The 20,939-nt window shown below is 62.1% G+C and carries 13 protein-coding genes; 5 read left to right on the top strand and 8 right to left on the bottom strand.

Annotated features, from left to right (window positions below):
* Positions 1–82: 82 nt before the first annotated feature.
* Positions 83–2,251, top strand: coding sequence for a hypothetical protein (locus tag V6L75_RS00950; protein ID WP_334249665.1), 2,169 nt, complete (start codon positions 83–85; stop codon positions 2,249–2,251).
* 147 nt (positions 2,252–2,398) lie between these two features.
* Here V6L75_RS00950 and V6L75_RS00945 read toward each other — a convergent pair whose 3' ends face one another.
* The gene (locus V6L75_RS00945) at positions 2,399–4,171 is read right to left on the bottom strand and encodes an ABC transporter ATP-binding protein (RefSeq protein WP_334249664.1); all 1,773 of its coding nucleotides are present in this window, start codon (positions 4,169–4,171) and stop codon (positions 2,399–2,401) included.
* Positions 4,172–4,270: 99 nt separating this feature from the next.
* Complete coding sequence (aspS, locus tag V6L75_RS00940; RefSeq protein ID WP_334249999.1) at positions 4,271–6,052, bottom strand: aspartate--tRNA ligase; 1,782 nt, start codon at positions 6,050–6,052, stop codon at positions 4,271–4,273.
* Between the two features lie 360 nt (positions 6,053–6,412).
* Between aspS and V6L75_RS00935 the strand changes: the two genes are divergently transcribed.
* Positions 6,413–7,651 (top strand): MFS transporter, encoded by a 1,239-nt coding sequence (locus V6L75_RS00935; RefSeq protein ID WP_334249663.1) that lies wholly within the window; start codon positions 6,413–6,415, stop codon positions 7,649–7,651.
* Positions 7,652–7,835: 184 nt separating this feature from the next.
* Here V6L75_RS00935 and hflX read toward each other — a convergent pair whose 3' ends face one another.
* From hflX to V6L75_RS00905, 6 genes are all read right to left on the bottom strand, one after another.
* Complete coding sequence (gene hflX, locus V6L75_RS00930; RefSeq protein WP_425498654.1) at positions 7,836–9,158, bottom strand: GTPase HflX; 1,323 nt, start codon at positions 9,156–9,158, stop codon at positions 7,836–7,838.
* A gap of 135 nt (positions 9,159–9,293) precedes the next feature.
* Positions 9,294–9,551: an RNA chaperone Hfq gene (gene hfq, locus V6L75_RS00925; protein ID WP_019966324.1), complete on the bottom strand. Its 258-nt coding sequence runs from the start codon at positions 9,549–9,551 to the stop codon at positions 9,294–9,296.
* A gap of 175 nt (positions 9,552–9,726) precedes the next feature.
* Positions 9,727–10,593 carry a D-amino-acid transaminase gene (locus V6L75_RS00920; protein ID WP_334249662.1) on the bottom strand — a complete coding sequence of 289 codons (867 nt, stop codon included), beginning with the start codon at positions 10,591–10,593 and terminating at the stop codon, positions 9,727–9,729.
* A 92-nt stretch (positions 10,594–10,685) separates the two neighbouring features.
* Positions 10,686–12,062 carry a Trk system potassium transporter TrkA gene (gene trkA / locus V6L75_RS00915; RefSeq protein ID WP_334249661.1) on the bottom strand — a complete coding sequence of 459 codons (1,377 nt, stop codon included), beginning with the start codon at positions 12,060–12,062 and terminating at the stop codon, positions 10,686–10,688.
* Between the two features lie 42 nt (positions 12,063–12,104).
* Complete coding sequence (ntrX, locus tag V6L75_RS00910) at positions 12,105–13,472, bottom strand: nitrogen assimilation response regulator NtrX (protein ID WP_334249660.1); 1,368 nt, start codon at positions 13,470–13,472, stop codon at positions 12,105–12,107.
* On the bottom strand, positions 13,462–15,744 hold the full coding sequence (locus V6L75_RS00905; protein WP_334249659.1) for a sensor histidine kinase NtrY-like: 2,283 nt from the start codon (positions 15,742–15,744) through the stop codon (positions 13,462–13,464). The genes ntrX and V6L75_RS00905 overlap by 11 nt, the downstream gene beginning before the upstream one ends.
* 249 nt (positions 15,745–15,993) lie before the next feature.
* Between V6L75_RS00905 and V6L75_RS00900 the strand changes: the two genes are divergently transcribed.
* From V6L75_RS00900 to V6L75_RS00890, 3 genes are read left to right on the top strand one after another with little or no spacing between them, the layout of a single operon-like run.
* Complete coding sequence (locus V6L75_RS00900; protein WP_334249658.1) at positions 15,994–16,977, top strand: HlyD family secretion protein; 984 nt, start codon at positions 15,994–15,996, stop codon at positions 16,975–16,977.
* 7 nt (positions 16,978–16,984) lie between these two features.
* Positions 16,985–19,750, top strand: coding sequence for a ribosome-associated ATPase/putative transporter RbbA (gene rbbA / locus V6L75_RS00895; RefSeq protein ID WP_334249657.1), 2,766 nt, complete (start codon positions 16,985–16,987; stop codon positions 19,748–19,750).
* A gap of 1 nt (position 19,751) precedes the next feature.
* Complete coding sequence (locus tag V6L75_RS00890) at positions 19,752–20,879, top strand: ABC transporter permease (RefSeq protein ID WP_334249656.1); 1,128 nt, start codon at positions 19,752–19,754, stop codon at positions 20,877–20,879.
* Positions 20,880–20,939: the final 60 nt, after the last annotated feature.

Raw genomic sequence — 20,939 nt, 5'->3', positions numbered from 1 at the left:
CGCATGAATTCGGAACCAGCCAGCGCGGCGGTTTGACTGAACTGCCGCGCTTTGCATTTTTACAATAGGAGGCCAAGCCTTGTTGCCGAACCCGATCTTCACCCGCTTCAGCGCCCGTACCGCCACGGTGGTACTGGTCATGTCGCTTCCCTCCCACGCTTTCGCCAACCAGGCCAGTGTTCTGGTGGACCGCTGGATGGCGGACTTCACCAGCATGGGGGCTTCGGTTGCCAGCTACGAACGCGCCGAAGATGGTGCAAACGAAAATGATGTGACCATCCACGGGGTCAAGATCGAATTCGCCATTCCTCTGCCCGGCGGCGAAGACAAGGTGGATGTGAAACTCGGTGTTGATGCTGTCACCTTCGAGGGCCTGACCGAGACGGAGAAGGGCTACGAAGCCGCAAAGATCTCCGTGCCGGGTACCGCCCGTGCAGACGTCGAGATTCCCGGCAAGTATTTTGACACGGCCAGTGCCGGCCAGACGCAGCTTGAGATCCCCAGTCCGGAAGATGAGGCAGCGGAGGCTCCAGCTGAGGGCGAAGCTGGCGAAACGCAGGAAAGCGCTGAAGCTCCCGAAGCTGCAGCACCGGATGCGGCACCTGCCGAACCGGTGAGGATCATCCTCAGCCAGACCGGCTACGTGGCAGAAGGCATGGCCTGGAGCCGGCTCCCCGAAGTGGCGGAAGATCCGCAGCGCCCGGTGACGCGTTACCTCGACATCGCCCGTACGCTGCTGGACGGCAAGGGTGACCGCTATCACGTCGGCACGATGACACTGGAAATGACCGGCCCGGACGGCATGAACCAGAAAACCGTCTATGAAGACTACGCGATGACCGGGTACAAGGACTTCCGGATTGATGAATATTCAGTCGGCAAGACAGTCCAGACCCAGGACTTCATGCCGCTTGAGCCTGGCGGCAAGATGGCACAGATGACCATGACCGTCGGCAAGCAGGTTGTGAAGGATATCGACTTCATGCCGCTGCTGACCCTGATCGGACAGGGCTCTGACCCGAGCCGCATGACCATCATGGGCAGCCAGACCGTTGAAGACATGACGGTCAATGTCGCAAGCGTTGACGTCAAGATTGGCAGCATCACATCCGACCCCATGAGCATCACCAGGGCCGAAGCACTGCCCATATTGCCCTATCTTGACCAGCTGGCGCTTGATGAATCTGCTGTAGACACCGATGCGGCCGGAGAGGCAGCGGTTGACTCTCTGCGGTTCTTCAAGGCCGATGGCATGGCAGTGAATGGAGTGAGCTTCACCGCTCCGGACCTGACCGGCTCTCTCGACAAGTTCGAGATGAAGGACATCAGCAGCGAAGGCCTCGGCCTCTTTGCCTTTGATGGCTTCAAACTGGACTCCGATCAGGGCGCGCAGTCTGTCTCTGTCAATCTGGGGCGTATTGCTGTCGGCGACATCGACTTTCCCCTGATGGACGCGCTGATCCGCACCACACAGCTCGAAACGCACGGGATGGATCCTTCCGTCCAGGATATCCTTGACGCCCGTCCGATCATCGGTCTGGCAGAAGTGCTGGACGTGTCCGTCAAAGCGGCTGCGCTGGGTGACAGCCCTATCGAGCTTGAAGCCTACCGTCAGACCGAGAAGGGACACATCAACCGCATCCCGACCGAGGCCGGCCTCGTCATCAAGGGGCTTCGCTTCCCGGCAGCAATGGTTCCGGATCCGCAGTTCCAGGATCTTGCAAAACGCCTCAACATCTCCGAGGTGGTCATCGACCAGAACTTCGAGATGAACTGGGATGAGAGCACGGGCGATCTGACCCTCAAGGATCTGAGCCTTGAGATGAAGGACGGTGGCAAGATCCACATGACCTTCACTATCGGCGGGATCCCGAAGGATATCTTCGAAAACCCGGAACTGGCGCAGATGGCCCTGGCAACCGCCAGCATCAAGTCTGGCCGGATCGAAGCTGAGAACCTTGCCGTATTGTCTGCATTCATTGGCGCGCAGGCTGATCAGTCCGGCCTGACTCAGGAAGAGCTCGCTGCCGGCCTTGTCGACACGATGGCCCAGGACATGGGTCCGCTCACCGGCACCCGCTTCGGCGAGGAACTTCTGGAAGCTGCCCGCACCTTCGCCGCCGACCCGAAGAACATCGTGATCGAGATGGCTCCGAAGGCACCGGTTCCGGTCACCCAGATACTGGGTGCTGGCGCCACCGCTCCGCAGACCATTCCGGATCTGCTCGGAGCAAGCGCCACGGCAGAGTAATACCTCTTCCCGGTGAGCCTACTTACCGGGAACAGCCCACCTGATACAGGAAACGAAAACGCCGGGCAGAGGGATCTGCCCGGCGTTCTTATTTTTGCAGTCAGTCTTTTCAGTCCCGGATGAACAGCGTCTGGAGAAAAACGCAGCTTACCCCTTCGCCGTGCCCCTGAACTGCAGATCATAGAGCCTGCGATAAACACCGTCATGGGCCAGAAGCGTTTCATGCGTGCCGGTCTCTACCACCCGGCCCCGGTCGAACACGGCGATACAATCGGCATCACGGACAGTGGAAAGACGGTGGGCAATGACAAGCGTCGTCCGTCCCTGCATCAGCCGCTTCAGTGCCCCCTGCACCTTTGCTTCAGATTCAGCGTCAAGTGCCGATGTGGCCTCGTCCAGCAGCAGGATCGGTGCATCGCGCAGCATGGCGCGGGCAATGGCGATGCGCTGGCGCTGGCCGCCGGAAAGCCGTCCTCCGCCTTCACCGACGAAAGTGTCATAGCCCTGTTCCATCGCCTCGATGAACTCATGCGCATTGGCATCCACCGCTGCACGTATGATGTCCGCATCCCCCGCACCGGGGCGGCCAAGGGCGATGTTGTCGCGGATGGACAGATCGAAGAGGAACGTATCCTGCGTGACAAGTGCGATCTGGTCGCGCAGCGAGGCCAATGTCACCTCCCGGATGTCCTGCCCGTCGATGAGAATGCGCCCCGTCTGGACGTCGTAGAACCGCTCGAGCAGCGAGAAGGTGGTGGACTTGCCCGCGCCAGAAGAGCCGACCAGCGCCGTCACCTTGCCCGCTTCCGCGACAAGATCGAGACCGGTCAGAACGGGCTTGTCGCCATAGGTGAAATGAACGCCCTCGAACCGGACCTCGCCCCTGCCGGTCTTCAGCTCGACTGCATCCGGCGTATCCTCGAAGGCGGGCGGGCGGTCCAGCATCTCGAACATGAGACGCACGCCGACCAGATTGGAGCTGAGGTTCACATGCAGGCGGGCAAGACGCTTCACTGGTTCATAGGCCAGCAATAGCGCGGTGATGAAGGAGAAGAAACCGCCGGGGTCCTTGCCCTGTTCGATGACGCTGAAGCCGCCATAGAGAATGACCAGCGCAATCGCAAAGCCGCCGAGTGTTTCCATCAGCGGCGAGGTGCGGGCCGTCAGCGCAGCAATGCGGTTGGCGCGGCGCTCCACATCGGTGATCGCCTTGTCCATCTCGGCGCGCATCCGGTCTTCGACCCGGAAGGCCTTGACCACACGCACGCCGATCGCGGTCTCCTGGACGGCTGAGACGATCTTGGTGGTGGAGACGAACTGGGACTTGGCGTGCTTGCGCACCCGGCGCACCAGCAGCGACACGCCGAAGACGGCCGGTGGCATGATCAGCAGCGCGATGGCGCTGAGGCCGGGATCCTGAATGACCATAACGGCCACAAGTCCCACGACGCTCAGGAGATCACGGCCAAGCGACAGAACCACCATGTCGAGCACGCTGCGGGCGGCCTGTGCATTGTGCGAAAGCCGTGTCGCCAGATCACCGAGCGGCGTGCGGTCAAAGAAAGCCATGTCCTGACGGGTGATGGTGCGGAACAGGCGGCGCTGGCAATCGGCGACAATGGCATTGCCGATACGGCTCATTGTTACCTGCTGGCCATAGGTCGAGATGCCCTTCACGGCGAAGATGGCCATCACCGTAAAGGCAATCAGCCGCACCATTCCCTGGTCACGGTTGACGAAGACCTCATTGATCACGTCACGCATGATCCAGGCGCTGGCGGCAGTCGAACCAGCCACGAGACCCATGAACAGGAATGAAAGAAGATAACCCGGAACATGGGCACGGGCATTTTCGGAGACGAGACGCCGGATCACCTCATAGGTGCCATCCGGGTCCTGAAACCAGGTCTTGACGCTCACGTTTCACGCCTCTGGTCTGCGGCGGCCCGCGCCCTTGGCGCGAAGAGTTCCGCCGGATAATACGGCTGCGCCCGCTTTTTGGGCGGGCGCAGCATCAGATCACTTGGCCGGAAGGTTAAGCCGCAGATGCAGCTCCCGCAGCTGTTCGTTGCTGGGCGGCGTCGGCGCGCCCATCAACAGGTCCTGCGCCTGCTGGTTCATCGGGAACAGTGAAACTTCGCGCAGGTTCTTTGCCCCCACCAGCAGCATGATGATGCGGTCCACGCCAGCGGCCATGCCGCCATGCGGCGGTGCGCCATACTGGAAGGCGCGGTAGAGGCCGCCGAAGCGCTCTTCCACGTCGGACGCGCTCAGGCCAACCTTCTCGAAGGCCTTGACCATCAGCTCCGGCGACTGGTTACGGATCGAGCCGGACGCGATCTCGAAGCCATTGCAGACCATGTCATACTGATAGGCCTTGATGGTCAGCGGGTCCTGGTTCTCCAGCGCCTCCATGCCGCCCTGCGGCATCGAGAAGGGGTTGTGGGCGAAATCGAGCTTCTTCTCATCCTCGTTCCACTCATAGAACGGGAAGTCGACAATCCAGCACAGCTCGAACCGGTCGCGGTCGACGAGGTTCAGATCCTCGCCTGCGCGGGTACGTGCTTCGCCGGCGAACTTGTAGAACTTCGCCGGATCACCGGCGACGAAGAAGGCGGCATCACCGTCCTCAAGGCCAAGCTGCTGGCGGATCGCTTCTGTGCGCTCCTCGCCGATGTTCTTGGCAATGGGGCCTGCGCCTTCCAGCACATCGCCTTCCTTGCGCCAGAAGATATAGCCGAGGCCCGGCTGGCCCTGTCCCTGCGCCCAGGAGTTCATCCGGTCACAGAAAGCACGGCTGCCGCCGGTCTTGGCCGGAATGGCCCAGACCTGGTTGCGCTCGTCTTCCAGCATGCGGGCGAAGATCTTGAAGCCCGAACCGCGGAAGTGTTCGGAGACCTCCTGCATCACGATCGGGTTGCGCAGATCCGGCTTGTCGGAGCCGTACATGCGGATCGAATCGTCATAGGCGATGCGGCGGAAGGTCTGCGTCACCGGCTTGCCTTCGGCAAACTCCTCGAAGATGCCGCGGATCACCGGTTCCATGGTGGTCCACACGTCTTCCTGCGTGACGAAGCTCATCTCGAGGTCGAGCTGGTAGAACTCGCCCGGCAGACGGTCAGCGCGCGGGTCCTCGTCGCGGAAGCAGGGGGCGATCTGGAAATAGCGGTCGAAGCCCGCCATCATCAGAAGCTGCTTGTACTGCTGCGGCGCCTGAGGCAGCGCATAGAAGGTGCCCGGATGGATGCGGCTCGGCACCAGGAAGTCACGTGCGCCTTCCGGCGAGGAGGCGGTGAGGATCGGCGTCGAATATTCGGTAAAGCCGCCCTTTGTCATCTCGCGGCGCATGGCGGCGATGATCTGGGTGCGCTTGACGATGTTCTTGTGCAGCGTCTCACGGCGCAGATCAAGGAAGCGGTAGGTCAGGCGGACGTCTTCGGGATACTCCTGCTCGCCGAACACCGGCAGCGGCAGTTCCTTGGCAGCGCCCAGCACTTCCATGTCGCGGATGAACAGCTCGATCTCGCCGGTCGGAAGGCCTGCATTCACCGTCTCTGCCGTGCGCGCCTTCACTTCGCCGTCGATGCGGATGCACCATTCGGAACGGACGGTTTCGGCCAGCTTGAAGGCGGCGCTGTCCGGGTCAACCACGCACTGGGTGATGCCATAATGGTCACGCAGGTCGATGAAAAGAAGCCCGCCATGATCGCGCACGCGGTGGACCCAGCCCGACAGGCGAACGGTTTCCCCAACGTGGCTCGCGCGCAATTGGCCGCAAGTGTGGCTCCGGTAGCGGTGCATGCAGTCCTCGACAATCTCGGCAATGAACAGGTGGCGCGCCCCGCAAAAGGGCACGCAATCGTTCGTGCGACAAACTACTTTGTGCCGCCAAAGTCAAGACGCAGGCGGGTTTCCTCCCCCACGCCACGCCTTTGCCTGCCTGACACTCCGCCGAAGAGCGGACGGACCAATCACTTTCCGTGAAGTTGCCATTCAAGGCTTGAACTGTTTTCGCCGGCAGGCGCGAGGTAAAACAGGATACAAGAGACCTTCAGGCAGCATAGGGCCTTGAGTCGGTGCAACCGGACACCGCGACGGGCCAGCGGACCAAGAGCGCATGCATGCGCCCCCGCCCAGTCAACGCCCCTTCCAGAGAACCCTATGTCAACGATCCGCCCGCTCATCCCCCTTCTCGCCACGGCCGGTATTCTTATCGGCGGCAACGGCCTGCAAGGAACCTTCATTTCACTGCGTGCGCTGGAGGAAGGTTTTTCACCGCAAACCATTGGCGTCATCGGCACAGGCTACAACATCGGCTTTGCGGTCGGGTGCATCTACATCACGCGGATCATCCGGGCCATCGGACATATCCGTGCCTTTTGCGCGCTGGCAGCGATAGCGGCGGCCGCTTCCATGCTGATGCTGCTCTACATCGCGCCCCTGCCCTGGTTCCTGATGCGCCTCGTGCAAGGCTTGTGCATTGCCGGGCTCTTTGCCGTCGTGGAGAGCTGGCTCAATGCGCGCGTCACCAATGCCAACCGCGCCCGCACGCTTTCCATCTACCGCTTTGTCGATCTGGGTGCCGTCACGCTGGGACAGTACATCATTCCGGCGGTCGGGGTCAGCGGTTTCGAACTGTTCGTCATCATCGCCATGACGCTGACGCTGTCGCTGGTGCCGATTTCGCTCACCGACCGCACGAGCCCTGCGGCCCCCGAACATGTGCGCTTCGACGTGCGGGTGCTGTGGCGCGTGTCGCCGCTGGCGACCATCGGCTGCATCGTTGTCGGCTTCACCAACGCCAGCTTCCGCTCGCTCGGCCCCGTCTACGCGGACGGGATCGGCATGACGGTCACTTCCATCGCCACCTTCATGAGCGCGGGCATCTTCGCCGGCGTGGTGCTGCAATATCCGCTGGGGCACTATTCGGACAAGCTGGACCGGCGGCTGATCATTCTCATCGCCACTTTCGGTTCCTTCGTCTCCGGCATTTTCCTGGCGCAGGTGGCAGGCGAAAGTATCTGGCTCAACTATCTGGGTATCTTTGCCTTCGGCGCCTTCGCAATGCCGCTCTATTCCCTGTGCTCGGCCCATGCGAATGACCACGCAGCCCCCGGCCAGCACGCGCTTGTCTCGGCTGGAACCCTGTTCTTCTGGTCGGTCGGGGCCATTGCCGGACCGCTCTTTGCTTCGATGCTGATGGGCCGTTACGGGCCGCATTCGCTCTTCTGGTACACAGCGGCGGTGCAGGGCCTCTTCATGGTCTACACGGTGATGCGGATGATGCAGCGCGAAGGCGTCCCCGCCGAAGGCCGCCGCAGCCGCTTCCGCTCCCTCCTGCGCACCTCTGCCTTCTTTGCGAAACTGGCGGGGCCGGGCAACGCAAAGGACAAGCCGTAAGCCAGCCAGCGTCGCCCCGGCACCCAAATCCCCGGAATGGGCCTGCCCACTCGCTTGCAGAAAGGTGCCATTGTCCGGGGCCGTCAGGCAGGAAGACGCGCATTCACAAGCCTCTACTCTGCGTGGCCTGTCTCTTCGCCCGGCAAATGCGTCAGCATTTCAGAAGCTTGGTGAGCCCTGCGTCTCAGTCCGCCCCGGAAATATAGGCGCCGTAGCGGCTGCGGAAAGGACCCTTCTGCTTGTCGGAGATACGGACCGTCAGCTCGATGAGCTCTTCGCCATCCACCCGCTCCAGAACCTCGCCCATCTGGTAGAGGCCCGCCAGCAACTCGCCTTCCGTCACCGGGAGCGCAAGCTCGAAGCGGTCATCACCCACGGCCATGAAGGCTTCGATGCGTGACAGCAGCGCCGGGATCCCGTCACCGGTCAGGGCCGAGAGCGCAATGGCGCCGTCCGGACCGTTGGCCTCCAGCAGCTTGGCGCGGCGCTCGGGATCGAGGTTGTCGATCTTGTTCCACACTTCCACCACCGGCGCGCCGGTCTGCGGGTTGACGCCTAGGTCGGCCAGCGTGCGGCCCACGTCCACCGACTGGGCGTCACTGTCCTCATGCGAGATGTCACGCACATGCAGGATGAGGTCGGCCTCCAGCACCTCTTCCAGCGTGGCGCGGAAGGCGGCGACCAGATGGGTCGGGAGTTCGGAAATGAAGCCCACCGTGTCGGACAGGATCACCTCGCGGCCATGCGGCAGGCGGATGCGGCGCAGCGTCGGGTCGAGTGTTGCAAACAGAAGGTCCTTGGCAAAGACATCCGATTGCGTCAGCCGGTTGAACAGCGTCGACTTTCCGGCGTTGGTATAGCCGACCAGCGCGATGACGGGCTGCGGGATCTTCTTGCGCTTCTTGCGGTGCAGGTCACGGGTGCGGCGCACCTGTTCCAGCTCCCGCTCCAGCCGCATGATCTTGTCCTGGATCTGGCGCCTGTCCGCCTCGATCTGGGTTTCACCGGGGCCGCCCATGAAGCCGACACCGCCGCGCTGGCGCTCAAGGTGGGTCCAGGAGCGGACAAGGCGGCTCTTCTGCCAGGTCAGATGAGCAAGGTCCACCTGCAGGCGGCCTTCCTTGGTGCGGGCGCGGGCGCCGAAGATCTCCAGGATCAGACCGGTCCGGTCGATCACCTTGGTCTTCATCGCCTTTTCGAGATTGCGCTGCTGGATCGGCGTCAGCGCATGGTCGATCACGACCACGTCCACGTCGCCCTCTTCCGCCGCACGCGCGATTTCTTCCACCTTGCCAGGCCCCAGGAGCGTCGCCGGACGCGGGGTGTGGATGCGCGCGATGGAGGCGGAAACGATCTCAAGCTCAATAGCGGCGCAGAGGCCAACAGCCTCTTCCAGCCGCGCCTCAGGCGTGCGTGTGGGCGGCGGCGTGCCTTCAAAGCCTTTGGGAAGCCGTTCCGGCAGAACCGGCTCGATCACCAGTGCCCGGGACGAGGGTCCCTTGAACACAAGCTCACCGCCGTGGGAAACGGGCTCATTGCGGCCATCACCACGGCTCCGGCTGTCTTCCCCGTCCAGCCAGTCCTGATCTTCAAAGTCGTTACCGGAGCTGCCCTCTCCGGCTTGTCTATTCTTGCGAGCCAATCAGGCGCCTGCTTTTTCGGCGCCTTCTTCACCGCCTTCGAACAGCTGCACGGGACCATTCGGCATGATGGTCGAAATTGCATGCTTGTAGACAAGCTGGGAATGACCATCCCGGCGCAGAAGAACGCAGAAATTATCAAACCACGTTACCACACCCTGCAGCTTCACGCCGTTGATGAGGAAGATCGTCAGCGGAACTTTCTGCTTGCGAAGGTAATTGAGGAAGGTGTCCTGCAGATTCTGTGCACGCTCAGCCATGAGTCTTCTTATCCTGTTTCTGTCGTCCGCGGCCGGGGCATCTGACATGTTCTTGTTATGCGACCGGCAAACGAGGCAAAAAACACAAACGTAAGCGCCTCTCCCGGATGAACCGGGCGCCGGTGGCAAAGTTTACAACAAGTTCCGCCCGTTACCCCAGCACTATTTCATATCATCAATATATTTCATCAAGATGGGTCGCCGTGTGGAACTGCTTGCGCAGCTCTACCGCGACAGATCCCGGATGGCCATTGCCGATGGAAACGCCGTCGAGACTGACCACCGGCATGCAGATGGTGGAAGCGGCCGTGACGAAGGCCTCACGCGCATTCTTTGCTTCCTCCAGAGTGAAAGCACGCTCTTCAAAGCGCAGGCCTTCGCGCTCAACCAGATCCAGAACCACGCTGCGGGTAATACCGCGCAGAATGCCGCTTTCCGCCGGGCGCGTCACCAGAACGCCGTCCTTCGTCACAATCCAGGCATTGGTCGAACCACCCTCGGTGACAAAGCCGTCCTGATCCACATACCAGACTTCCTTGGCGCCCTGCTCGCGGGCATATTGCTTGGCCAGCACGTTCGGCAGCAGGCCAACGGTCTTGATGTCCACACGCGGCCAGCGGTTCTCCGGGTGGCTGACAACGGCAATGCCGGTTTCGGCCTGCTTGTCGGAGGCTGCCGGGTTCGTCGGCTTGGCCGTGATCACCAGCGTCGGCGCAATGGGCGTCAGCGGGAAGAAGTGATCGCGCCGCGCAACACCGCGCGTCACCTGCATGTAGACGATGCCGTTGCGCACCTTGTTGCGGCGGATGACTTCCTTCAGAACCAGCGTCAGCGGCTTGTGTTCCATCGGCATGGGGATGCGGAGCTCGCTGCAGGACCGCTCAAGACGCGCCAGGTGGCGCGGACCGTCCACCAGATTACCCTGCCAGACCTCGCAGACCTCATAGACACCATCGGCAAACTGATAGCCACGGTCTTCCACATGCACGGCGGCCGAAGAGTGCGGGAGGTACTGTCCATTCACATAGGCAATGCGGCTCATGAGAACTCCTTGCGGCGCAAGCCGGAGGGTTATGCAGGCAGGATTGAAGGCGGTACGGGAGGGTACCCTGTCCTTACATCCTGACCGTCTGATCAGAAGAATTCAAGGCTCACGCGGAACATCTGCTCCACCTGGCGCACCCGGTTGGCCATGGCAAAGATGACGATCCGGTCGCGCGCCTGGATCTGCACGTCGCCGTTGGGGGTCAGCACCTTGCCATTGCGGAACACCGCGCCAATGCGGATGCCGTCCTGAAGGTCGACTTCGCGCAAAGGACGGCCCACCAGTGGCGAGGTTTCCAGCGCCTCGGCCTCGATGATCTCGGCTGCGCCATTGTGCAGCGACTGGACGCCGCGGATGCGGCCCCGGCGCACGTGCTGCAGAATGCGGGAAATGGTCACGGCACGCGGATTGATGAAGGCATCGATCCCCAATGCATTGGCAAAGGCCGGATAGCTCGGATTGTTGAGCAGCGACAGGTTGCGCTTGCAGCCGAGCTTCTTGGCCATGACGCAGGACAGGATATTCACTTCGTCATCATTGGTCAGCGTGATCATGGTGTCGGCGGTTTCCACATCCGCTTCTTCCAGGATCCCCTGATCCAGCGCGCTGCCATGAAGGATAACGGTGCGCTTCAGCTCATTGGCAATGCCGACAGCCCGCTCGCGGGACGATTCGATGATCTTCACCCGGGTCGATGTCTGGCGCTGTTCAAGGGCGCGGGCGACATAAAGACCGATGTTGCCACCCCCGGCGATGACGACACGGGTTGCCTCGGGCTCCTCGTGACCGAAAATGCCAAGGGTGCGGCGCACCTGGTCCCGGCGGGCCACCACATAGGCAAGGTCACCCACAAGCATGCTGTCCGAGCTTTTGGGGGCAAACAGCTTGCCGCCCCGGTTGATGCCGACGACAACGGAGCCAAGATCAGGGAAGAGATCTGTCAGCTGACGCAACGGCGTGTCGACGACCGGGCAGTCCTCCTCGCAATTGACGCCGATAACCACGACCTGATCATCCGCAAAACGCATGGTCTCCACCGCACCGGGCAGCGACAGGCGGCGCAGCACCATGTCGCCCACCTCGATCTCGGGCGAGATGATTACGTCGATGGGCAGGTTCTCACGGGCAAAGAGATTGCGCCAGCGGCCCTGCAGATAGCTCTGGGCGCGCACACGGGCCACCTTCGTCGGAACGTTGAAGAGGGAATGGGCCACCTGGCAGGCAACCATGTTCACCTCGTCGTAGAGCGTGACGGCAATGATCATGTCTGCTTCATCGGCACCGGCCTGTGCGAGCACATCCGGATGGGCGCCGTTGCCGACGAAACCGCGCACATCGAGCTGATCACCGATGGCGGCAATCAGCTTTGACGACGAATCGATCACCGAAACATCGTTCTGTTCCGCAGCCAGACGTTCGGCGATGCCGTAACCGACCTGCCCTGCTCCGCAAATGACGACCTTCATCGGTCATATGTCCCCGTTTGAAGCGCCTTCACGGCGCTGGTCTCACGATAGACCTAACGACTTCAGCTTGCGATGCAAGGCCGAACGTTCCATGCCCACGAATTCTGCGGTGCGCGAGATGTTGCCACCGAAGCGCTTGATCTGCGCCTGAAGATATTCGCGCTCGAAGACTTCGCGGGCATCGCGCAGCGGCATGGACATCAGATGCTCGCCACCGCCATTGGCCGGAAGACTTGGGACCATCGACCCCACTTCGTTAGGCAGGAGATCCGCCGTGATCACCGCTTCCGGGTCGGCGCGGGTGAGAATCATCAGCCGCTCCACGTTGTTGCGCAGCTGGCGGATGTTGCCCGGCCAGTCGTGGGTCTGCAGCACGGCCATGGCATCATCGCCGATGCGGCGCATCGGCAGGCCTGCGGACGCGGAAATCTGCTCCATGAAGTGACGGACCAGGATCGGCACATCCTCGCGCCGCTCGGCCAGTCCCGGCACACGCAGCGGCACGACGCCAAGGCGGTGGTAGAGGTCCTCGCGGAAGGTGCCATTGGCAATCTCTTCCTCAAGATTGCGGGCCGTGGATGACAGGATACGAACATCGACCTGCACCCGTGTCGAACCTCCAAGGCGGGTGAAGGTCTGGTCCACCAGCACCCGAAGGATCTTGCCCTGCGTCTCGCGCGGCATGTCGGCCACTTCATCGAGATAGAGCGTGCCGCCATGCGCCTCTTCCAGCGCGCCAACCTTGCGCAGATTGCCGCTCTCATCCTCGATGCCGAAGAGTTCCTCTTCCATGCGGTCGGGGGTGATAGTGGCAGCGTTGATGGCGACGAACGGCCCCTTCGCACGAGGCGACAGCTCATGCACCTGCCGCGCCGCCAGTTCCTTGCCCGCACCCGAAGGTCCGGAAATCAGAATACGGCTGTTGGTGCCCGCGATCCGCTCGATGGTCTGGCGCAGCTGGTTGATCGCCGACGATTCGCCAATGAAGCGGGACGCATCGCCGCTGCGCTGTTTCAGGTCACGGATTTCGCGCTTCAGCATTGAGGCTTCCAGCGCACGCTCGGTGATCAGCAGCAGCCGGTCGGCCTTGAACGGCTTCTCGATATAGTCATAGGCGCCGCGCTTGATGGCAGAGACGGCGGTTTCCACATTGCCGTGGCCGGAAATGATGACGACCGGCAGATCCTTGTCCTGCGCCTTGATCTCGTCGAGCAGCGCCAGCCCGTCAAGCCGGCTGCCCTGAAGCCAGATGTCCAGCACAACGAGTGAAGGCCGCCGCTCCTTGATGGCCGCAAGCGCCGTATCACTGTCGCTGGCGGTGCGTGTGCCGTAACCCTCGTCATCAAGGATGCCGGCGATCATCTCACGGATATCGGTCTCGTCATCGACGATCAGGATGTCATAGGCCATGGCTCGTCACTTGTTCTCTGGTCTCTGATTGGGGGCCGGACTGCTCTCTTGCGGTCTGTACCGTGGCATCTTCTGCCGCGGGCGGGCCAATGATGAGGCGCACCATGGCGCCGGTCTCGTCCGGGCCAAGCTCCGGCGCGTCCAGCAGCTCGATGCTGCCATTGTGGTCTTCCATGATCTTGCGCACGATGGCGAGGCCAAGGCCCGTGCCCTTCTCGCGCGTCGTCATGTAAGGCTCCAGCAGCTTCTGCCGCTCCTGCCTGGGCAAGCCGACGCCGTTATCGATCACATCGATCAGCGCTCTGCCATCTTCATGGGTCAGCCGGATGCGGATGCGCCCCTTGGGCAGGTCCTCTCCGGTGCGTCCTGAAATCGCCTCGGCAGCGTTCTTGATCACATTGGTGAGCGCCTGACCGATCAGGCGGCTGTCGAAGCACGCCTCGATGCTCTCTTCCGGCAATTCGGTCTTCACCTCGATGTCCGGATTGCCGACGCTTTGCATGAAGGCCGCTTCGCGCACCGTATTGCGCAGATCCGCCATCGACTTGGCGGGCTTGCGCATGCGGGCAAAGGACGAAAATTCGTCCACCATCTGGCCGATATCGCCGACCTGACGGATGATTGTGTCGATGCACTGGTCGAAGACCGAGCGGTCATCTTCGACTTTCTTGCCATAGCGGCGGCGGATGCGCTCGGCAGACAGCTGGATCGGGGTCAGCGGATTCTTGATTTCATGGGCGATGCGCCGTGCCACATCCGCCCAGGCCGAATTGCGCTGCGCGGACACAAGGTCGGTGATGTCGTCCAGCGTCACCACATAGCCATGCTCGCGCCGGGTGGAAAGTTCCGTGGTGATGCGCGCATTCACAGTGCGTTCACGACCGCCGGTCCGAAGGGAAATCTGCGTTTCCTTGATGCGGTCGCTTTCCTTGGCCAGAGCCTCCCGGACAAAGGCTTCCAGCTCCGGAATGACATCAGCCAGCGGGCGGTCAAGGATTTCACTCTCCTCAACTCTCAGCAAGTCACGCGCAGACCGGTTGACGAGCGTGATGGCCCCGTCATCATCGATACCGATCACACCTGTAGTCACGCCAGACAGCACGGCTTCGGTGAAGCGGCGGCGGCGGTCAATCTGCTCATTGGCTGCCAGCAATGCATCGCGCTGGCCGCGCAGCTGGCCGGTCATGTTGTTGAAGGTCGTGCCGAGGTTGGCAAGATCACCTTCCGACTTCTCGGTCATCACCTCAACATAGAGATTGCCTTTGGAGACCTGATCTGCGGCTGAAATCAGCCGCCGGATGGGCGACACAAGCCGGTTGGCGAAGCCGAAACCGATCCAGATGGCCGAAAGCAGCAACACAAGCGCTACACCCAGATAGACGAGCGCAAACGCAATCTGCACGCCAAAACGGCTGCGCTCCAGCTGGCTGTATTCACTTGCCCCTTCTTCGGCGAGGCGCTGGTAATCCAGCACGCGCTGATCCACAGTCCGGGCGACATAAAGATACATGCCGTCATAGGCATCCAGCTTGACGATGCCGCCCACCAGGTTGGACCTGCCTGGCGCGATCAGCACCGCCTCGCCCTGATCTGCCTTGGCATAGACGTCGTTCGGCGGCAGCAGGATGCTGACATCAGGCACCAGGATGACGCGAGTGACGACTGTACCATCCGCCTTCAGCAGGAACGCTGCCACGATGCCGCGCAGCTGTGCCTGACCGGCAAAGAAGGCATCAAAGCGCGTTGGCTCGAATTCATAGATGGCCTTGGCCTGATCCACGTCCTGCGACATGGCAATCAGATCACCGCGCAACACACGCGCATGTTCCTGGAGATAGGCCTGCGCCACAGTCAAGGCATTGTCGATGATCTGGCGGGTGCGCTGCTCGAACCAGCGGTCAAGGCCTTGATCGAGCGTAATGGCCGCGACGATCGCCATCAGGATGGCGGGGACAGCGGCAATGAGGCTGAACATGGCGACAATGCGCACATGCAGCCGAGCGGCCGCCCTGCCCCTTCGCCGGGCCTGCACCAGTTTGAAGATTTCCCGGCCGATGATACCAACGAGAGCGGCACCAAGCCCGCCATTGACCATCATCGCGGCCCAGACGACTTCCGGCGTCGGCGCAATCGGGGTGAGACCGGTCAGAACGGCAAAGGTGATCGATATCGCCAGGAGGGCCGCCAGCATGACGGCCAGACCGGCTCTGCGGCCAGCACGGCCGCGCGCCCCCTGGTCCAAATCCGCGGGCGGGTCACGTTCCAGTATCATCAGTCCTCAAGGCAAGGCGTAGGGAAGAATCAGAAGCGCAACGCAAACACATATATGCGCGGCATTGTTACCACACACTGTTGCCTAAATGCGACAAGATTACGGCTGAACCTGCAACAGGTCCGCGTCACTACGGACCTCTTCGCCGTTGCATATGCACAGAGGCCGTGTCCATAAATCAGGAGGACGGATGTGAACCTCAAATAATATGCTGAACAGTGATCTGCTTTCATAGGGGCTGAAGCAAAGATGACGAAGAAAGTCCTTTTGACCATTGCAACGGTTGTTGCCGTCATTGCAGGGGCAATCTTTGCCTGGTTTGCATCTCGCCCCACACTTCCGCCTGAAATCGTTACGGCGAATGGCCGCATTGAAGCCGAAACCGTTCAGATCGCTGCGAAGACCGGGGGCCGGGTGCTGGAAGTGATGGTGCAGGAAGGCGATCTGGTGCAGGCTGGCACCGTTCTCGCCCGCATTGACACGGACGAACTGGATGCCCGTAAGGCTGGTGCGGTGGCGCAAGTCAGCGCCGCGGAAGATGCAGCCCATACGGCTGAAGCGCTGATCGCTCAGCGTGAGAGCGAACTGAAGCTGGCGGATCAATCCCTTCAGCGCGCGAAGACCCTGCGGGAAAACGGTCATGTCTCGCAGCAGGAGCTGGATCAGCGCCAGACCGCCCGCGAAACCGCCGAGGCTGCGCTCAGAGCGGCCCGGGCACAGCTGGCCAACACGCGCAACACCGTGACGGCGGCTCAGGCCGAAGTAGCCCGGATCGAGACACTTATCCGCGACAGCGTCCTGACCGCGCCGATTACCGGCCGCGTGCAGTACCGGCTGGCCGAGCCCGGTGAAGTGGTGGCGGCAGGCGGCCGTGTGCTGACGCTGCTCAATCTCACCGATGCCTACATGACCGTCTATCTGCCGACCGCCAGCGTAGGCCGCGTGTTCATCAATGCCGAGGCGCGGATCGTGCTGGATGCCGCGCCCGGTCTTGTGATCCCGGCCAGCGTTTCCTTCGTCGCCGCCGATGCACAGTTCACCCCGCGCGAGGTGGAGACCCGTTCCGAGCGCGACAAGCTTATGTTCCGCGTCAAGCTGCGCATCGATCCGGCTCTGCTGACCGAGTATCTGGAAATGGTCCGCACCGGATTGCCCGGCGAGGCCTATGTGATGATGGCGCCGCCCGTGGCATGGCCAGAGTCTCTGGCGGTGCGCCTGCCAGCCCCACGGTGAGGCGGTCATGACACAGCCCTCCTTGCAGACCTCGCCCGCTTCCGCCGTGGCGCGTCTGACCGGCGTGTCGCATCTCTACGGCAAGACACGGGCACTCGACGGGGTGACGCTCGCCCTGCCCGCTGGCGGCATGATCGGGCTCATCGGGCCAGATGGCGTTGGCAAGTCCACGCTGCTGGCCCTGCTCTCCGGCGCGCGCAAGATCCAGACCGGCACCGTGGAGGCACTAGGTGGCGACATGGCCAATGCCCGCCACCGCCGGGCCGTGCTTCCGCGCATCGCTTACATGCCGCAGGGGCTTGGCAAGAACCTCTACATGGACCTCACGGTCGCGGAGAACCTTGAATTCTTCGGCAGGCTCTTCGGCCAGGATGGGCGGGAACGCCAGCGCCGCATTGTGGAGCTGACCCGCGCGACCGGCCTTGATCCCTTCCTTGACCGCCCGGCGGGAAAACTCTCCGGCGGCATGAAACAGAAACTCGGGCTGTGCTGCTCGCTCATTCATGATCCGGACCTGCTCATTCTGGACGAGCCGACCACGGGCGTTGACCCCCTGTCGCGCCGCCAGTTCTGGACGCTGATCGACACCATCCGCACATCGCGCCCCGGCATGACCGTGGTGGTCGCCACCGCCTACATGGATGAAGCGGAGCGTTTCGGACATCTGGTGGCCATGCATGGCGGGAAAATCCTGGCGGAAGGCAGTGCAGCGGATCTGAAACAAAAAGGACAGGCCGCAACGCTGGAGGCCGCGTTCGTCAACCTGCTGCCGGAATACCGGAACCAGCCGCACCAGAGCCTGACCGTGCCGCCTTATGAAGGCAACGGCGAGGGCCCGGCCATCGTTGCGCAAGATCTGGTGCAGCGCTTCGGCAGCTTCACCGCCGTTGATCATGTCAGCTTCGAGATCCGGCGCGGCGAAATCTTCGGCTTTCTCGGCTCCAACGGCTGCGGCAAATCCACCACCATGAAAATGCTGACCGGCCTGCTGCCGCCCAGCGAAGGCAAGGCCTGGCTCTTCGGCGAAGAGATCGACGCATGCAATCTCGCCGCCCGCAAGCGGGTTGGCTACATGTCGCAGGCCTTTTCGCTTTATGGCGAGCTGACAGTGCGCCAGAATCTTACGCTGCATGCCCAGCTCTTCCATATGCCCACAGCGGAGATCCCCGCCCGCGTCGATGAACTGCTGCAGACGTTCCGCCTGACAGATGATGCCGATGCACTGCCCGGCGCCCTGCCCCTTGGTGTGCGGCAGCGCCTGTCTCTGGCCGTTGCCATCGTCCACCGGCCCGATGTGCTCATTCTCGATGAACCGACATCGGGGGTTGATCCGGTCGCCCGTGACGAGTTCTGGAGCCTGTTGATCGGTCTGGCCCGCAAGGACCGGGTGACGATCTTCCTCAGCACCCATTTCATGAATGAAGGCGAGCGCTGCGACCGCATTTCCCTCATGCATGCGGGCAAGGTGCTGGCCTGCGGCGCGCCGGACGAACTGGTGCGCAGCTACGGCGCTGCCACTCTGGAAGAGGCCTTCATCAGCGCGCTTGAAGGCGCATCCGCTCCCGCGCGGCCTGCGACAGAGGCGCAGGCCGCCCTGGCTGCTGCAGCCGAGCCGCCTGCCAAGCCACAGAAACGGCGGCAGGGCTTCCTGTCGAAGCGCCGCCTCATGGCCTATTCCCTGCGCGAAGCCAAGGAGTTGCGGCGCGATCCGGTACGCCTTGCCGTGGCTCTGGCGGGCACCATGCTGCTGATGCTGGTTTTCGGCTACGGCATCACCACGGACGTAAATGACCTCACCTATGCGGTGCTGGACCATGACCGGACCCTAGAAAGCCGGCAATATGCGGAAAGCATGTCGGGCTCGCGCTATTTCAAGGAACAGGCGCCGCTTACCAGCGAGGCGGAAATCCTCTCCAGAATGCGTGCCGGCAACATTTCGCTCGCCGTCGAAATCCCGCCTGGCTTTGGCAAGGCGCTGCTGCGCGGCGAGACGCCTGAGATCGCGGCCACCATCGATGGCTCCATGCCGTTCCGCGCCAACACGATTGCAGGCTATGTCACTGGGCTGCATCAGTCCTATATCGCCGAGCAATACCGCCAGCGCTTTGGCGAGACACCGGTCTTTGCCGCTGCCAGCGTCGAGCCGCGTTTCCGCTACAATCAGGACTTCAAGAGCATCAACGCCATTGCCCCTTCCGTCATGGCGCTGCTGCTCGTGTTCATTCCCGCGATCCTGACCGCCGTCTCTGTCGTGCGGGAAAAGGAGCTGGGCTCGATCACCAACCTCTATGTGACGCCAGTGACGCGGCTTGAATTCCTGATGGGCAAGCAGCTTCCCTATGTGGCCATCGCCATGGTCAATTTCGCACTGATGATGCTGATGGCGACGGTTGTCTTTGGCGTTCCGGTGAAAGGCAGCCTGGCGGCGCTGACGGCGGGCGCACTGCTCTATGTCTGTGCCACCACTGCTATCGGGCTGCTGTTTTCCACTTTCACCTCCACGCAGGTGGCTGCCATCTTTGGCACGGCCATCGGCACGGTTCTGCCGGCTGTGCAGTTCTCCGGCATGCTGCAGCCGGTCTCCTCGCTGACAGGCGCCGGTGCCGTGATCGGGTCGCTCTATCCGACCACCCATTTCATGACCATCAGTGTCGGCACCTTCACCAAGGGGCTGGGCTTTGCGGAACTTTCGGTAAATTTTTGGGGTTTGGCTCCGGTCGCGCCGCTGGTGCTTGCCGCCTGCGCCCTGCTTTTGCCACGGCAGGAGCGCTGAGATGGACAGGCTGATCAGTATCTTCCGGCTGGGATTGAAGGAACTGCAGAGCCTGCGGCGTGATCCGGTGCTGCTGATCCTCATTCTCTGGGCCTTCAGCGCCGGGGTCTACATGGCGGCCGGTGGCATGCGCTCGGACCTCAACAACGTGGCTGTCGCCGTGGTTGATGAGGACCGCTCGCCCTTGTCGCGCCAACTCGTCGACACGCTGCGGCCACCCGAATTCCGCAAGCCCGAGATGATCAGCTTCGCGGAGATCGACCGTGGCCTCGACACGCAGGCCTACTCTTTCGTGCTGGTCATTCCAGAGCGGTTCGAGGCGGATGTGGTGCGCGGCAACGCTCCGAAGATCCTGCTCAACATCGATGCCACAGCCATGATGCAGGCTGGAACGGGCGCCAATCACATCGCCCAGGCCTATGCCCAGGAAATCGCCCGCTATCAGCACGGCAGGGGCATTGCGGCAACGGAAATGCCGGTCAATCTCATCATCCGTTATGCCTTCAACCCGAATCTCACCAGTTCCTGGTTCTCTGCGATCATGGAGATCATCAACAACATCACCATGCTGACCGTGGTTCTGACCGGGGCTGCGGTGATGCGCGAGCGCGAGCATGGCACGCTGGAGCATCTGCTCTCCATGCCGCTGACGCCCTTCGAGATCATGATGGCCAAGGTCTGGGCCAATGGCTTGGTCATTCTCGTGGTGGCCGGGCTGTCGCTGAAGATCGTCATCGAGCAGCTTTTGGATGTGCCGGTCGCCGGATCGGTGGCGCTGTTCTTAAGCGGCACCGCCCTCTATCTCTTCTTTGCCTCGGCTTTGGGGATCCTGCTGGGCACAATCGCCCGCTCGATGCCGCAATTCGGGCTGCTGTTCATCCTCACCATCTTGCCGATGAACCTGCTCTCGGGCGGCGAAACCCCGATCGAGAGCCAGCCGCTGATGCTGCGCACGCTCATGAGCGCAGTGCCCTCCACCCAGTTCGTCAGCATGGCGCAGGCGGTGCTCTACAGAGGGGCCGATTTCTGGATCGTCTGGCCGAAATTCGTGGCCATGACGCTCGTCGGCCTCCTCCTCTTCACCCTCGCCGCCGTCCGCTTCCGCAAATCGATCGCGGCTGCGCATTAACAACAAGGGTGGCCGCCCCGGCGCGCGTTACGCTTGCCCGGGGCGGCAGATGAACCTGAC

The sequence above is a fragment of the Pannonibacter anstelovis genome (assembly GCF_036881715.1).
Lineage (GTDB): Bacteria > Pseudomonadota > Alphaproteobacteria > Rhizobiales > Stappiaceae > Pannonibacter > Pannonibacter anstelovis.
The sequence above is the reverse complement of the archived record's forward strand: the minus strand, read 5'-3'. Positions and strand labels throughout refer to the sequence as shown.

Bases quoted from the DNA above. Each gene is read 5' to 3' on its own strand.
- hfq (WP_019966324.1), bottom strand. From the start codon at position 9,551: ATGGCTGAGCGTGCACAGAATCTGCAGGACACCTTCCTCAATTACCTT.
- V6L75_RS00890 (WP_334249656.1), top strand. From the start codon at position 19,752: ATGGACAGGCTGATCAGTATCTTCCGGCTGGGATTGAAGGAACTGCAG.
- V6L75_RS00905 (WP_334249659.1), bottom strand. From the start codon at position 15,744: ATGATACTGGAACGTGACCCGCCCGCGGATTTGGACCAGGGGGCGCGC.
- V6L75_RS00900 (WP_334249658.1), top strand. From the start codon at position 15,994: ATGACGAAGAAAGTCCTTTTGACCATTGCAACGGTTGTTGCCGTCATT.
- V6L75_RS00920 (WP_334249662.1), bottom strand. From the start codon at position 10,593: ATGAGCCGCATTGCCTATGTGAATGGACAGTACCTCCCGCACTCTTCG.
- aspS (WP_334249999.1), bottom strand. From the start codon at position 6,052: ATGCACCGCTACCGGAGCCACACTTGCGGCCAATTGCGCGCGAGCCAC.
- ntrX (WP_334249660.1), bottom strand. From the start codon at position 13,472: ATGGCCTATGACATCCTGATCGTCGATGACGAGACCGATATCCGTGAG.
- trkA (WP_334249661.1), bottom strand. From the start codon at position 12,062: ATGAAGGTCGTCATTTGCGGAGCAGGGCAGGTCGGTTACGGCATCGCC.
- V6L75_RS00935 (WP_334249663.1), top strand. From the start codon at position 6,413: ATGTCAACGATCCGCCCGCTCATCCCCCTTCTCGCCACGGCCGGTATT.
- rbbA (WP_334249657.1), top strand. From the start codon at position 16,985: ATGACACAGCCCTCCTTGCAGACCTCGCCCGCTTCCGCCGTGGCGCGT.